A 13,256-nucleotide genomic window follows, 5' to 3' on the forward strand; every position below is an offset into this window, starting at 1 on the left:
ATACCTTGCGCCACTCACTTCAACCTCAGACCGCATTCTTCGAATGCCTCGCGCGTCGCGGCCTTCTCGGCGTCCGTCAACTGCAAGAGCGGCGCGCGCACCGGCCCGCCGACCTGGCCCAGAATTTCCTGCCAGTATTTGCCATGCGCCTGCGGCTTGCCGCCCGGCTTGGTCCGGCGGATCGCGTCGCGCACCGGATCTAGGCTGTCGCGCACACGGCGCGCTTGCGCGAAATCCCCGGCGAAGGCCAGTTGTGTGTACTCGTGCATCCTGCGGTCCACCTTCGTCTGAAGCTGATACGGCGGCGACGAGCACAGGTAGAGCTTCCAGCCCAGTTCCTCGATATTGTCGAGCCATTCGGCCTCGGATGCGGTCGAGACATGGATCTTGTCGCCCACCATATGCGTGAGCCGGACATACATCTCGCGCGGCACGGAATACTTGATGGCGACGATGTTGGGCAGCTCCGCGATGCGCGCACAGAGTTCGGGCGACATGAGATAGCCGCTGTCAGGATGGCTCCACATCGCGATCCCGATATCCACTTCGTCGCATAATGCCTTGTAATAATTGAAGACCGTCTCATCCTGATCGGTCACGAAATGCAGCATGGGAGCATGGACGACGATATAGTCGGCGCCGCAATCCTGTGCATGGCGCGCAAGCTCGCGAACGGTGTCGAAATTCTGGTCCGAGGCCGACATGATCGTCGCGGCGCGGCCGTCACAGGCATCGACGGCGATCTCGATGTTGCGCTTGCGCTCTTCGAGGCTCATCGAAAAGAATTCGCCTTGCTTTCCGGCGATGAACAATCCTTGTATTTCAAGATCCTCCACCCAATGCCTGATGTTCTGCCTGAAGCCTTCTTCATCGAAGGCGCCATCCGGCTTGAACGGGTTGAGCGCGGCGGCCCAGATGCCGCACATATGCTCGCGGGCATAATCCTTGGCGTCGAGTTTCGAGTAGTTCATGTGGCCTCTCTTTCCTGCCGCGCGCGCGTCATCGCCTGCCAGAGCGTCAGCGAAGTCAGCGGCATTTGCAATTCCTCGACGCCGAGCGGCGCCAGCGCGTCGATGGCGGCATTGAGGATCGCCGCAGGCGCGCCGATCGTGCCCGCCTCGCCCACGCCCTTTGCCCCGAGCGCGTTCATCGGGCTGGGCGTCTGCATCTCGGCGAGCGTGACGGGCGGCATGTCGCCTGCGCGAGGCGCCGCGTAATCCATGAGCGAGGCGGTCAGAAGCTGGCCGCTCGCATCAAAGCGCACCGCCTCCATCAGTGCGGCGCCCAGGCCTTGGGCGAACCCGCCGATGATCTGCCCGGCCACCGACGCCGCATTGATGACGCGGCCCGCATCGTCCACGCAGAACGCGGCCTCGACGCTGGGCGCGCCCGTCTCGGGATCGACGCTGAGTTGCACGAGATAGGCGCCATAGCCCCAAGCCTGCCCGCTGGTCTCGTACCGGGTCTCGCGCGTGATCGGCAGCGTCTCGCCCGCCTCTTGCGCCGCGTGCACGGCGCGGCAGGCCTCGAACACGGCGCTGCCGCCGATGGCGGTGCTGCGCGAGGCGACGGCGCCGATCCCTTCGGGATCGGTCAGCGTGTCGCCGAAGCTCACATCGACCTGATCGGGTGCAAGGCCGAGCGCCTCGCCGGCGATGGCGGCATAGCTGCGCGCGCGGGCCTGCCCTTGGGCCGAGCTGCCGCTCGCCACATGCGCGCGGCCCTCCGCGCCGAGCGTCACGCGGGCGGATTCCCATCCCTCGCCGGAAGGCTCGAGAAAGAAGGCGACGCCCAGCCCGACAAGCGCACCCTCGGCGCGGCGGCGCTGCTGCGCCTCGCGGCGCGCGTCATAGTCGGAGACCTCGCGCAGGCGCCGCAGTGCGCCCGCATAATCGCCGCTGTCGAGCGTCTGGCCCGTGGCCGTCGATTTCGGCAGATCGCCGGGTGCGGGCAGGTTGCGGATGCGCAGATCGAACGGATCGCGCCCGGACGCGCGCGCGGCCTTGTCCACGAGCCGCTCCATCAGGGCCGCCGCCTCTGGCCGCCCTGCCCCGCGATAAATGCCCGTTGCTGCGCGATTTTCGCGCGAAAGCCGCGCCGAGACGCGAAGCGCGTCGATATCGTAGCCGCCCGGCAGAATACGCGCCGCGTTCCAGCCGGGAATGAGCGCGCTGTTGGGCAACCAATGCCCGAGGGGTGCCGCGATATCGGCCTCGAGCGCGGTGAAGCGGCCTTCGGCATCGAGCGCGAGCGTGCCCGTCATCTCGATGCCCCGGCCATGCGTGGCCGACAGGAAATCCTCGCTGCGCGTCGCGCTCCAGCGCACCGGGCGGCCGAGCCTGTGCGCGGCCCAGACGCAATAGACCTCCTCGGGATAGAGCGAGGCCTTCATCCCGAAGGCGCCGCCCACATCGGGCGCGATGACGCGCAGGCGCGCGGGATCGAGGCCGAGCATCCGGGCCAAGTGGCTGCGCGTGCGGTGCGGGGTCTGGGTGGAATGCCAGATGGTCAGGCGCCCGCCCGCCGCGGGACGCACCGCGATCTGCCGCGTCTCGAGGCTGAGCGGCGCGGTGCGCGGATGCGCGATGCGGGCGCTGACGCGGCAGGCGGCGCGCGCCATTTCGGCGGCAGGCGCGCCCGCATGCCAGTCGCGCGACGCGACGGCCTCGGGCGGCGGCGGCGCCTCCGCGTCGATGTCGAGCAGGATCGCCTCGGCGGCATCGAAGCCCTGCGCGCGCGTCTCGGCGAGGATCGCGGCCACGGGCTGGCCCACGGCCTGCACGGCGCCTTGCGCGAGGATAGGAAAGGCGCAGTCCGCCTCGAGCGGCATCACCTCGTTCACCGGAAGCGCGCCGATATGCGCGACATCGGCGCCGGTATGAATGGCCGCAACGCCCGGAAGCGCCTCCGCCTCGGTGCAGTCGAGCGCGGCGATCCGGCCCGCGGGCTCGTCGCTGCGCAGAAAGGTCACGCGCAAGGCGCCGGGAAGCGCGATGTCGTCGCAATAAAGGCCCGCGCCCCGCAGAAGGGCCCCGGGCGCGGGATCGCGGAAGCGGTCGGTCATGGGCGGACGGGATGCAGGTGGCGGATCATGCGTCAGCATGGCCCGCGCCCCGCCCCGCTGCAAATACCGACGCGGCGTGGCGCTATCACCAAATCCGATAGCCAGACGCTCTGGGCTTAGCTATCTTCTCGCAATGACGGGAGAGACGGTATGACATCCATCGGCATCATCGGTTTCGGGGCCATCGCGCAATATGTGGCGCGGGAGCTGGAGCGCGGCGGGCTGCGCGCGGCGGTCGTTCTGGCCCGACCGGGCCGCGAAGATGCGGCCCGCGCCGCGATGCAGATCGAGGCGGTCACCGATGCCGACGCGCTGGCCGAGCGCGCCGATCTCGTCATCGATTGCGCGGGTCACGCGGGCCTTGCGGCGCATGGGCCGACGCTTCTCGGAGCCGGGACGCGCCTCGTCACGCTGTCGCTGGGCGCGCTGGCGGATGAGGCGCTTGTGGGCGCGCTCGAGGCGGCGGCGCGGCGTGGCGGCGGCGTGCTTCAGCTCGCGTCCGGGGCGATCGGGGCGCTCGATGCGCTGGCGGCGGCGCGGGTCGGCGGGCTGGATGTCGTGCGCTACACCGGAACCAAGCCGCCGCGCGGCTGGGCCGGATCGCCAGCCGAGGAGGCGCTCGATCTCGGCGCGCTCACGCAAGCGGAGGCGCATTTCACCGGCACCGCCCGCGCCGCCGCGCTGGCCTATCCGAAAAACGCCAATGTCGCCGCCGCCGTGGCGCTGACCGGGCGCGGGTTCGACGCGACGGAGGTGCGGCTCATCGCCGATCCCGCGGCCACGCAGAACACGCACCGGATCGAAGCCGAGGGCGCGTTCGGGCGGCTCGACGTCACGATCAGCGGACATGCCTTGCCGGATAACCCCCGCTCCTCCGCGCTGGCCGCGATGAGCGCGGTGCACGCGGCGCGGCGCGAGACCGAGTGGATGCGCCTGTGAGCGCGGGAGGCCATGCGCAGATCACGGGCCGCGTCATCAACCGGCTGAAGCTGCGGCAGTTGCGCCTCCTGATCGCGGTCGGACGGCACGGCAGCATCCTGCATGCCGCGCGCGAGATGAACCTCTCGCAGCCCGCCGCGACCAAGATCATCAAGGATCTCGAGGCCGATTTCGAGGTGCAGCTCTTCGAGCGGACCAATCGCGGCGTTCTGCCGACCGCCGCCGGGGAGGCGCTCATCCGCGGCGGTCAGCTCATCTTCAGCCAGATCGGCACGACGGCGCAGGAGCTCGAGGATATCGCGGGCGGAAATGCGGGACGGATCGTGGTGGGGACGCTGCTCGCCGCATCGGCGCGGCTCCTGCCCGAGGCCATCGCGCGCGTGTCCGAGCAGCGCCCCCGCCTCGTCATCAAGGTGGTCGAGGGCACGAACGAGGTGCTGATGCCGCGCCTGCGCGCGGGCGAGCTCGATCTCGTGGTCGGGCGCCTGCCGATGATGCGCCATCGCTCGGATCTCGCGCAGGAAAAGCTGATGCAGGGCCGCATCGCGCTGGTGGTACGGGCGGGGCATCCGTTGCTGGCGCGGGGCACGCTCGCCTTCGACGACTTGCGCGCGCATGGCTGGATCCTGCCCCCTGCGGACACGACCCTGCGCCGCCAGCTCGACCAGTTCTTCGTCGAGGAGGGCCAGTTCGTGCCGCCGCGCGTGGTGGAATCGGTCAGCTTCGTGACCAACCGCGCGCTCCTCGCCGGGAGCGACATGATCTGCGCGATGCCGGCGGAGCTCGCGCATGGCGATCCGGCGGGCGGGCTTGCGGAGCTGCCCTTCGCGCTGCCCTTCGGCGACGGCCCGGTCGGCGCTTCCTACCGCAGCACGACGTCCCTGCCCCCGGCGGCCGCGGCGCTACTGGAGGCGCTGCGCGCCGTGGCTCAGCCGATCAGCGCGAGCGAGAGGCTCGGCCAGTAGCAGACGGCCAGCAGCACCAGCACCACCGCGACGAGGAAGGGCCAGAGTGCGCCGAAGATCGCGGTCGGCTTCACCTCGCTCATCGAGGCCGCGATATAGAGCCCGACCCCCACGGGCGGCGTGAGAAGGCCGAGCGCGAGATTGATGCTGATGACGACGCCGAACTGGAAGGGGCTGATGCCGTAATCGCCGGTCGCGATGGGCAGAAGGATGGGCGTGACGAGGATCAGCGCCGCGATCCCGTCGATCAGCATGCCCACGAGCAGCAGCGCCCCCATCACGATCAGCAGGAATACGAAGGGGTCCGACGTGAGCGAGGTGATCAGCGCGGCGAGTTTCTGGGGGATCGCCTCGTAGATCACGACCCAGCCGAAGACATTGGCCGCAGCCACCATGAAGATGACGAGCGAAGCGTTCTGCGCCGTGCGACGGAAAAGCGCGGCGAGATGCGAGGGCCGCAGCTCGCCATAGACCAGCCAGCCGAGCAGGAAGGCGATGAGCGAGGCGACCGCCGCGCTTTCGGTCGGGGTGGCGATGCCCATGACGATGCCGCCGATGATGGCGACGGGGATGAGCGCCGCCGGAAGCGCGGCGAGGATGGCGGCCACCGCCTCGCGCGCGCTCATCCATTCGCCCTTGGGGAATTCGGCGGCCAAGCCGATAAGCGTGACGACGATGAAGAAACTGCCCGCCATGAGAAGGCCCGGCAGGATCCCGGCGAGGAACATGTCGCCGATGGGGATCTGCGCCAGCACGCCGTAGATGACGAAGAGCATCGACGGCGGGATCACCGGCGCCAGAAGCCCGCCCGCCGCCGTGGTCGCGGCGGCGAAGCCCCGGTCATAGCCCTCGCGCTCCATCGCCGGGACCATCGCGCGGCTCATCACCGCGATCTGGCTCACGGCCGAGCCGATGATGGCGGCCATGAACATGTTGGCCAGAAGGTTGATCCAGACGAGGCCGCCGCGGAACCCGCCAACGAGCACGCGGGCGGCATTGACCAGACGCTTGGTCATACCGCCTTCGTTCATGAGCTCGCCCGTCAGCATGAAGAGCGGGATGGCGAGCAGGCCGTAATTCTCGGTTCCGGCGAACATCTGCTGCGCGAAGCTGTCGAAGAGGACGGTATTGCCCGATTGCTGGATATAGCTGATCGCCGTCATTGCGAGCACGATCGAGACGGGCACGGCCCCGAAGAGAAGGACGAGAAAGAGCGCGGCGGTCATGCTGTCGCCTCCGCCTCGGCGCGGCGCGCGATGTTGGCCACGGCATGCAGCGTCAGGCCGAGCGCGAAGAGCGGCATGATGAGCCAGAGCCAGAACTTACGGATGCCGAGCGTCAATGTCGGCTCCGCGTAGATGAAATTGAAGGTCGCGCCCTGGAAGGCCACCGTATCGAAGCCCGCGCGCATGAGGTCCAGCGGCAGGAACCAGCGCCAGCAGAGCCAGACCATCGTCAGCGCGAAGATGAGCACGACCATGTCGACGACACGGCCCGCAATGCGCGCGGCGCGCGGCGGCAGCATGTCGGTAAAAAGCGTCACGGCCACGGATTGCCCGTAATGCACCGCCGCCGAGGCGGCGAGGAAGGTCATCCATGTCATCGCATAGATCGCGGCCTCATCGACCCAAAAGATCGACGCGCTCATCGCGCGCGTGACCACGTTGAGGAGCACGAGCCCGGTGATCGCCACCGCGAGCGCGGCGGCGAGGCCCATCTCGATCCGGGCCCATAGATGTGAAAGCCTTTGCAGCACCCTGCCCCTCTTCGCGCCCGCCGAACGTGCGATTGGCCGCCCGAGCGCCGGGCGGCCATTGCTTCAGATCCGTGGCGCGATCACTCGGCCGATGCGGCGGCCGCTTCGCGCATCTCGGCGAGAACCGAGGATTGCTCGGACCAGATTTTGTCCCACTCGGCGGGAACGTCGCCGAAGAACTCCGGGCCGACATCGGTGAAGGCCGTGCCGGTGCCGCGCACCTGCTCGAGCCACTCCTGATCCTTGACGATATAGGTCGCGATGCACTCGTCGAGGCGCTTCTTCATCAGCTCGGTGATGGTCGCGCGCTCTTCCTCGCTCAGCTCGTTCCAGACCTTGGCCGAGACGAGGCCGACCATCGGGAACATCATGTGGTTCGAGGCGATCACGGTGTCGGCCTGCTCGAAATACTTGAGCTTCCAGATCAGCTCGGCATCCATGTCGATCGCGTTGACCTGACCGTTCGCCAGCGCGTCATAAACGGCGGGCAGCGGCATGGGCGTGGGCGCGGCGCCGAGGAGGTTGTAGAAATCGAGGATCGGCTTGAAGGGCGTGATGCGCAGCTTCTTGCCCTCGAGATCGGCGGCCGAGGTCACCTCGCCCTTCGAGACGATCTGGCGCAGACCGGCCATTCCGTAGCCGATGCCGACCACGCCGGCCTTGGCGGGCAGATCCTCGAGCATACGCAGCGCGAGATCCGATTGCAGGATGCGGCCCGCATGGGCGATGTCCTGCGCCATGTAGGGCGCGTAGAAGGCGCCGAAATCGGGCACGCGGTTCGAGACTTCGGCGACGGTCAGAAACGCCATGTCGAGCGCGCCGGTCTGGAGCTGCTGCATCATTTCGGCTTCGGAGCCGAGCTGCTGCGCCGGGAAGACGGTGATCGAATGCGTGCCGCCCGTCGCCTCGGCAAGGTCCGCGCCGAAATTCTCGGCGGCCTGCGTCCAGATGTGGTTGGGCGGCGTGATGAGGCCGAGGCGCATATCCTTGGCCGAAGCGGCGCCCGCCAGCAGCATCGTCGCGGCGGCCAGAGAGGCCGTCAGCGCGGCGGGCAGTTTGAAGTGATACGTCATGGTGGGGTTCTCCTCCCGTGGTGTCTGAACGCGCCTCTCTTGCGGAGGCGCTTGGAAGTCATGCGGGGTCCAGTCGGACCCAGCCCGCCGGCGGCTCCTTGCCCGGATGAACGCTGCCGCAATTCGGGCAAGTGCGCGCCTCGGTCGAGGCGTAGAAACGTTCATAGACAGGCGGCAGGTCGTCCACAATGGATTTCAGTTGCATCTCGGCGCGGTGGACGAGCGAATTGCACTCGAAACAATACCATTCGATGGCATCGAGCTCGCCCGTCTGGCGCTTGGGTTCGATCACGAGGCCGATGCTGCCCTCCTGCGGGCGCTGGGGCGAGTGGCGCACATGCGGCGGCAGAAGAAAGACATCGCCCTCGCGGATCGGCACATCATAGAATTCGTCGCCGTCCTTCAGCTTGAGGAGCATGTCGCCCTTGAGCTGATAGAAGAATTCCTCGACCGGATCGTCGTGATAGTCGGTGCGCTTGTTCGGGCCGCCGACGACGGTCACCATCAGGTCGGCATCCTCGAAGACTTTCTTGTTGCCGACCGGGGGCTTGAGCAGGTGCTTGTGCTCGTCGATCCACTTGTGAAAGTTGAATGCGGCCAGTCTGCCCATGCGCGTCTCTCCCCTTGATGCCCCGTCATTCTTCGCCCTGCCCGGCTGCCGCGCAATCAGGCAGGGCGAAATCCGCTATCGCGCTTTTGGATAGCAGGCGACCAAACTCTCGACCAAAGCGATAAGCGGCACAAGCGTTGGGATGCCGGAGACGTCAGGCCGTGGCGAAGAGATCGCCGAAGCGCTCGCGCAGGATGTTCTTTTGCACCTTGCCCATCGTGTTGCGCGGCAATTCGTCCAGCACGATCAGCTTGCGCGGATGCTTGAACCGCGCCAGCGCTTCGCCCGCCGCGCTCATGATGGCGGCCTCGTCGGGCGTCTTGCCCGGCTCGGGCACGAGAACGCCCACCACCGTCTCGCCGAAATCGGGATGCGGCACGCCGATCACCGCGCTTTCCAGCACGCCCGGCTGCTCGTCGAGGACAAGCTCGATCTCCTTCGGATAGATGTTGTAGCCGCCCGAGATGATGAGATCCTTGCCGCGCCCGACGATCTGCACATAGCCCTGGCTGTCGATCAGTCCCAGATCGCCGGTGATGAAGAACCCGTCCTCGCGCAATTCCTCGGCGGTCTTCTCGGGCATCTGCCAATAACCCTGAAAGACGTTCGGCCCACGCACCTCGAGCTGGCCCACCTCGCCCTGCGGCAGTTGCTCGCCCGTTTCGGGGTCCGTCACCTTCAACTCGACCCCCGGCAGCGGAAAACCCACGGTTCCGGCGCGTCGGTCGCCGTCATAGGGGTTCGAGGTATTCATGTTGGTCTCGGTCATGCCGTAGCGCTCGAGGATCGCATGGCCGGTGCGGTCCCGGAAACGGTCATGAGTCTCGGCCAGAAGCGGTGCGGAGCCGGAGGTGAAAAGCCGCATGTGGCGCGTTGCGTCCTTGTCGAAGCGCGCATCGTCCAGAAGACGTGTGTAGAAGGTAGGAACGCCCATCATGGTCGTCGCGCGCGGCAGATGCGCCATCACCGCGTCCACGTCGAATTTCGGCAAGAAGATCATCGCGCCCCCCGCCATCAGCGTCACGTTGCTCGCCACGAAAAGGCCGTGCGTGTGGAAAATGGGCAGGCAATGCAGCAGCACGTCATCGGCGGTGAAGCGCCATTCGCGCACCAGCACCTCGGCATTGCTCAGAAGGTTCTTCTGGCTCAGCATCGCGCCCTTCGAGCGGCCCGTCGTGCCCGAAGTATAGAGGAGCGCGGCCAGATCCTCCTCTCCCCGCGTGGCGGTCTCGAAACGGGCGGGCCGGCCCGCCGCGCCCTCCATCAGGCTGCCCGAGCCATCGCCGTTCAGCGTCTCGACCCGAGCGCCCTGCCCCTTCGCGATCCCCTCCATCGCCTCGCGCCCGGATGCGTCGCAAACGACCATGGAGGCGCCGGAATTCTCGATGAAATAGGCAAGCTCGCTCGCGGTATAGGCGGTGTTGAGCGGCAGGAAGACGACGCCCGCCTGCGCACAGGCGGCGTAGAGGGCCAGCGCCTCGGGCGATTTGGCGATCTGCGCGGCGAGCCGGTCGCCCGGCTCCAGCCCCGAGGCGGCAAGATGGCCCGCGATGCGCGCCGCCATCTGAAGAAAGGCGTCGTAGCTTACCTCCGCGCCGTCCGGCAGGATGAGAAACGGCGCGTCCGAGCCGGCATGGCGTCCGAAAAGCGTATCGTAAAGCGGGTTGGCCATGGCTCAGGCTCCTTTGGTCATCTTGGTCTCGGCGGCGGCGGCGAGCGATTTGACCGCGCTCGTCGCGGCCACGGCGCCCGTCGCGGCGAAGGCCTCGTGCCGCTCGGCGGTGCGGCGCAGATCGTAGAGGTAGTTCACCATCACGCCGCCCGACTGGGCGCGGCCCTTTTCCGACAGATCGGCCTGCCCGTGCAAGGCATGAACGATCGCGCCATTGCCCAGATGGAACCGCGCAACCGGATCGCGCGGCAGCTCGGCCCGCCCCTTTGCATTCAGCAGGTAATGGGCGGCGAAAGCGGGCAGATCGGCTTCGGCGGGGGCCAGCTCTTCGGAGCCGAGCCACTCCATCAGCCCCGGAATGGGCGAGAGCGTGACGAAGCGCGACAGCCCGTCCAGCTCGGCCGACAGATCGCCCGCCACCTGCTTGATGAGCGAGTTGCCGAAGGAGATGCCCGCAAGCCCCGATTGGCAATTCGAGATCGAGTAGAAGACTGCCGTGTCGGCCTCGCCGGCCTTCAGCGCGGCGCGCTCCTCGGCCAGAAGCGGGCCGATCGCGCCGGGGATGCCGCGCGTCAGCGCGACCTCGACGAAGATCAGCGGCTCGTCCGGCATGGCCGGGTGAAAGAAGGCGAAGCAGCGCCGGTCCTCGGGCTGCACGCGGCGGCGCAGGTCGTCCCAACTGCTGATCCGGTGGACCGCCTCGTAGGCGATGATCTTCTCGAGGATCTGCGCGGGCGTGTTCCATGTGATGCGCCGCAGCACCAGAAAGCCTCGGTTGAACCACGACGCGAAAAGGTGCCGGAAGTCGAGATCGAGCGCCTCGAGTTCGGGCGTGCCGCGCCCGAGGCGCAGCAGATCCGCCCGCATCTCGACAAGCGCACCGGTCGCGCCCGGAACCTGGTTGAGCCGGCGGATCAACTCCTGCCGGGGCGGCTCGCAGGCGGCCATGAAATCGCGATAGCTGCCACGCGCGGGCGCCGCCTCGTAGGCGTCGAGCGCGGCGCGCGCCGTCGCCGGATCGACGTTCATCGCGTGGGCCACATGGGTGAAGAAGGCCAGCTTCGCCGCATCGTCCATCGCGGCATAGCGCGTCAGGATCTGCTCGGCGAGGATCGTGCCCGACATCTCGCCATGCGTCGTGACCAGCGCATCGGCCAACTCCTCGAGCGGGCGGCGCGACCAGTCCCCGCGCCGCGCGCCGCCCGCGCCCCTCTCGAAGACCGAGGCCAGAAGATCGCTGAGAACCGTCATGTCGCCGCGCCCATCACATAGTCGGGAAGCCAGGTGGCAAGGCCCGGAAAGAGGCAGAGAATGATGATGGCGATCACCATGCAGGCCACGAAGGGCAGCGAGCCGGTGAGGATGGTCTTGAGCGAGATATCCGGCGCGATGCCGTTGATGACGTAGAGGTTGAGACCCACGGGCGGGCTGATGAGGCCGATCTCCATGTTGATCGTGAGGATCACGGCGAACCAGATCGGATCGAACCCCGCGACAGTGATGATGGGCAGAAGGATCGGCGCCGCCATCAGGATCACCGCCACCGGCGGCAGGAAGAAGCCCGCGACCAGCAGGAACACGTTGATCGCGCCCATCAGCACCCAGCGGTTCACCTCGAGCGTGCCGATCCATTCCGCGATGGACTGCGTGATGAAGAGGCTGCTGAGCATGTAGCTGAAGACGCCCGCCGCACCGATGATGAAGAGGATCATGACGCTCTCGCGGGTCGAGTCGCGCAGGATGAGCCACAGGCCCGCCGGGCTCCAGAGTCTGTAGATCACGACCGCGATCACGATGCAGAGGAGCGCGCCGACAGCCGCCGTCTCGGACGGTGTCGCGATGCCGCCATACATGGCGTAGAGCACGCCGAGGATGATGACGATGAACGGAATGACGCGCGGCAGGATCTCGAATTTCTGGCGCCATGTGTAGGTGCTGACGGTCAGGACCTGAATGTTGCCCGATCTCACCGTGGCGTAAATCGACCACGCCATGAAGAGCGCGACCAGAAGAAGGCCCGGAATGACGCCCGCGAGGAAAAGCCGCCCGATCGAGGTTTCGGTCGCGATGCCGTAGACGATCATGGTGACCGAGGGCGGGATGAGGATGCCGAGCGTGCCGCCCGCCGCGATGCTGCCCGCGGCCACGCCGTCGGGATAGCCGCGCTTGCGCATCTCGGGAATGCCCATCTTGCCGATCGCCGCGCAGGTCGCAGGGCTCGAGCCGGACATGGCCGAGAAGAGCGCGCAGGCACCGAGGTTCGAGACCACCAGACCGCCCGGCACGCGCGTCAGCCAGCGCTCGAGCGCCTCGTAGAGGTCGGCCCCCGCGCGCGTCGATGCGATGGAGGCACCCATGATGATGAACATCGGAATGCTGAGAAGCGCGAAGCTGTTGAGCTTGCCGAAGAATATCTCGGGCATCAACTCGAGCGAGCGCATGCCGTCGAAGACGACGAGGAACCCGCCCGAGACGATCAGAAGCCCGAGCGCGACGGAGACGCCGGAGAAAAGCACCGCGATGGTGAAAAGGGCGACAAGCCCCCCGAGAACGAGCGGATCCATCAGTTATCCTCCAGGCCGAAGGGCGGCTCGACACGCAGCACGAGGGCGACGAGATCCGCGATGAGTTGCAAAAGCAGCAGGCCGAAGCCCACGGGAATGGCGAGATAGGGGATCCACAGGCGCACGCCCCAGATCGTGTCGGATTTCCAGCCACGCTCCCATGCGAAATGCCAGTACTCGTAGCCGTACCAGAGCATGATCGCAACGATGAGCGCGCTGATGCCGAGCGTGAAGATCGCCATGACGTAGCGCGCGCGCGGCGGCAGCGCGATGGGCACGAGATCGACATTCACATGCCCGCGCAGGCGCTGCACATAGGGCAGGCCGATCAGCGTGGCGGCGATCATCAGATAGACGACCATCTCGGTCTGCCAGATCGTCGACTGGTTCAGCACCGCGCGCACGAAGATCATCTGGCAGGTGATCCCGACCGCCACGACGATCATCGCCGCCGAGATCCAGCCCGCCAAGGTCGACAGCGCAGCGACGATTTTCAGAAAGATGTTGTCGCCTGTCTGGGCGACCCTGTGGGTCACTTGTCCGGCCATGTCGCGCTCCTTTTGGGTGAGGTGCCGCTGAATTCGGGGTGCAGGCCGCCGCCCCTTTCGCGCGG

At 67.2% G+C, this 13,256-nt stretch carries 12 protein-coding genes; 2 read left to right on the top strand and 10 right to left on the bottom strand.

What is annotated here, in order from left to right; genetic code table 11:
• Positions 1 to 14: 14 nt before the first annotated feature.
• Together ACGRVM_RS02795 and ACGRVM_RS02800 are read right to left on the bottom strand one after the other, a co-directional pair.
• Positions 15 to 971: a dihydrodipicolinate synthase family protein gene (locus tag ACGRVM_RS02795; RefSeq protein ID WP_377168921.1), complete on the bottom strand. Its 957-nt coding sequence runs from the start codon at positions 969 to 971 to the stop codon at positions 15 to 17.
• Entirely contained in the window at positions 968 to 3,064 is a 2,097-nt protein-coding gene (locus tag ACGRVM_RS02800; RefSeq protein ID WP_377168919.1) for a xanthine dehydrogenase family protein molybdopterin-binding subunit, read from the bottom strand. Before ACGRVM_RS02800 ends, ACGRVM_RS02795 begins: the two co-directional genes overlap by 4 nt.
• A gap of 150 nt (positions 3,065 to 3,214) precedes the next feature.
• Between ACGRVM_RS02800 and ACGRVM_RS02805 the strand changes: the two genes are divergently transcribed.
• Together ACGRVM_RS02805 and ACGRVM_RS02810 are read left to right on the top strand one after the other, a co-directional pair.
• On the top strand, positions 3,215 to 4,003 hold the full coding sequence (locus tag ACGRVM_RS02805) for an aspartate dehydrogenase (RefSeq protein ID WP_377168917.1): 789 nt from the start codon (positions 3,215 to 3,217) through the stop codon (positions 4,001 to 4,003).
• Entirely contained in the window at positions 4,000 to 4,968 is a 969-nt protein-coding gene (locus ACGRVM_RS02810; RefSeq protein ID WP_377168915.1) for a LysR substrate-binding domain-containing protein, read from the top strand. Before ACGRVM_RS02805 ends, ACGRVM_RS02810 begins: the two co-directional genes overlap by 4 nt.
• Here the strand turns inward: ACGRVM_RS02810 and ACGRVM_RS02815 are convergent.
• The 8 genes from ACGRVM_RS02815 to ACGRVM_RS02850 form a co-directional block, all read right to left on the bottom strand.
• Positions 4,932 to 6,194, bottom strand: coding sequence for a TRAP transporter large permease (locus ACGRVM_RS02815; protein WP_377168913.1), 1,263 nt, complete (start codon positions 6,192 to 6,194; stop codon positions 4,932 to 4,934). The two genes, ACGRVM_RS02810 and ACGRVM_RS02815, sit on opposite strands and share 37 nt — an antisense overlap.
• Positions 6,191 to 6,724 (bottom strand): TRAP transporter small permease, encoded by a 534-nt coding sequence (locus ACGRVM_RS02820; protein WP_377168911.1) that lies wholly within the window; start codon positions 6,722 to 6,724, stop codon positions 6,191 to 6,193. The genes ACGRVM_RS02815 and ACGRVM_RS02820 overlap by 4 nt, the downstream gene beginning before the upstream one ends.
• Before the next feature lie 80 nt (positions 6,725 to 6,804).
• A complete protein-coding gene (locus ACGRVM_RS02825; protein ID WP_377168909.1) occupies positions 6,805 to 7,797 on the bottom strand; it encodes a TRAP transporter substrate-binding protein in 993 nt (330 codons plus the stop codon).
• 58 nt (positions 7,798 to 7,855) lie between these two features.
• Complete coding sequence (locus ACGRVM_RS02830; protein ID WP_377168907.1) at positions 7,856 to 8,407, bottom strand: 3-hydroxyanthranilate 3,4-dioxygenase; 552 nt, start codon at positions 8,405 to 8,407, stop codon at positions 7,856 to 7,858.
• 154 nt (positions 8,408 to 8,561) lie between these two features.
• Positions 8,562 to 10,079, bottom strand: a complete 1,518-nt coding sequence (locus ACGRVM_RS02835) for a malonate--CoA ligase (protein WP_377168905.1) — start codon at positions 10,077 to 10,079, stop codon at positions 8,562 to 8,564.
• Positions 10,080 to 10,082: 3 nt separating this feature from the next.
• On the bottom strand, positions 10,083 to 11,330 hold the full coding sequence (locus tag ACGRVM_RS02840) for a malonyl-CoA decarboxylase (RefSeq protein WP_377168903.1): 1,248 nt from the start codon (positions 11,328 to 11,330) through the stop codon (positions 10,083 to 10,085).
• Entirely contained in the window at positions 11,327 to 12,643 is a 1,317-nt protein-coding gene (locus ACGRVM_RS02845) for a TRAP transporter large permease (RefSeq protein WP_377168901.1), read from the bottom strand. Before ACGRVM_RS02845 ends, ACGRVM_RS02840 begins: the two co-directional genes overlap by 4 nt.
• A complete protein-coding gene (locus ACGRVM_RS02850; RefSeq protein ID WP_377168898.1) occupies positions 12,643 to 13,191 on the bottom strand; it encodes a TRAP transporter small permease in 549 nt (182 codons plus the stop codon). The genes ACGRVM_RS02845 and ACGRVM_RS02850 overlap by 1 nt, the downstream gene beginning before the upstream one ends.
• Positions 13,192 to 13,256 lie beyond the last annotated feature (65 nt).

The sequence above is a fragment of the Roseovarius aquimarinus genome (assembly GCF_043661195.1).
GTDB classification, from domain to species: domain Bacteria; phylum Pseudomonadota; class Alphaproteobacteria; order Rhodobacterales; family Rhodobacteraceae; genus Roseovarius; species Roseovarius aquimarinus.

Bases quoted from the DNA above. Each gene is read 5' to 3' on its own strand.
- ACGRVM_RS02795 (WP_377168921.1), bottom strand. From the start codon at position 971: ATGAACTACTCGAAACTCGACGCCAAGGATTATGCCCGCGAGCATATG.
- ACGRVM_RS02800 (WP_377168919.1), bottom strand. From the start codon at position 3,064: ATGACCGACCGCTTCCGCGATCCCGCGCCCGGGGCCCTTCTGCGGGGC.
- ACGRVM_RS02805 (WP_377168917.1), top strand. From the start codon at position 3,215: ATGACATCCATCGGCATCATCGGTTTCGGGGCCATCGCGCAATATGTG.
- ACGRVM_RS02815 (WP_377168913.1), bottom strand. From the start codon at position 6,194: ATGACCGCCGCGCTCTTTCTCGTCCTTCTCTTCGGGGCCGTGCCCGTC.
- ACGRVM_RS02825 (WP_377168909.1), bottom strand. From the start codon at position 7,797: ATGACGTATCACTTCAAACTGCCCGCCGCGCTGACGGCCTCTCTGGCC.
- ACGRVM_RS02830 (WP_377168907.1), bottom strand. From the start codon at position 8,407: ATGGGCAGACTGGCCGCATTCAACTTTCACAAGTGGATCGACGAGCAC.
- ACGRVM_RS02835 (WP_377168905.1), bottom strand. From the start codon at position 10,079: ATGGCCAACCCGCTTTACGATACGCTTTTCGGACGCCATGCCGGCTCG.
- ACGRVM_RS02840 (WP_377168903.1), bottom strand. From the start codon at position 11,330: ATGACGGTTCTCAGCGATCTTCTGGCCTCGGTCTTCGAGAGGGGCGCG.
- ACGRVM_RS02845 (WP_377168901.1), bottom strand. From the start codon at position 12,643: ATGGATCCGCTCGTTCTCGGGGGGCTTGTCGCCCTTTTCACCATCGCG.
- ACGRVM_RS02850 (WP_377168898.1), bottom strand. From the start codon at position 13,191: ATGGCCGGACAAGTGACCCACAGGGTCGCCCAGACAGGCGACAACATC.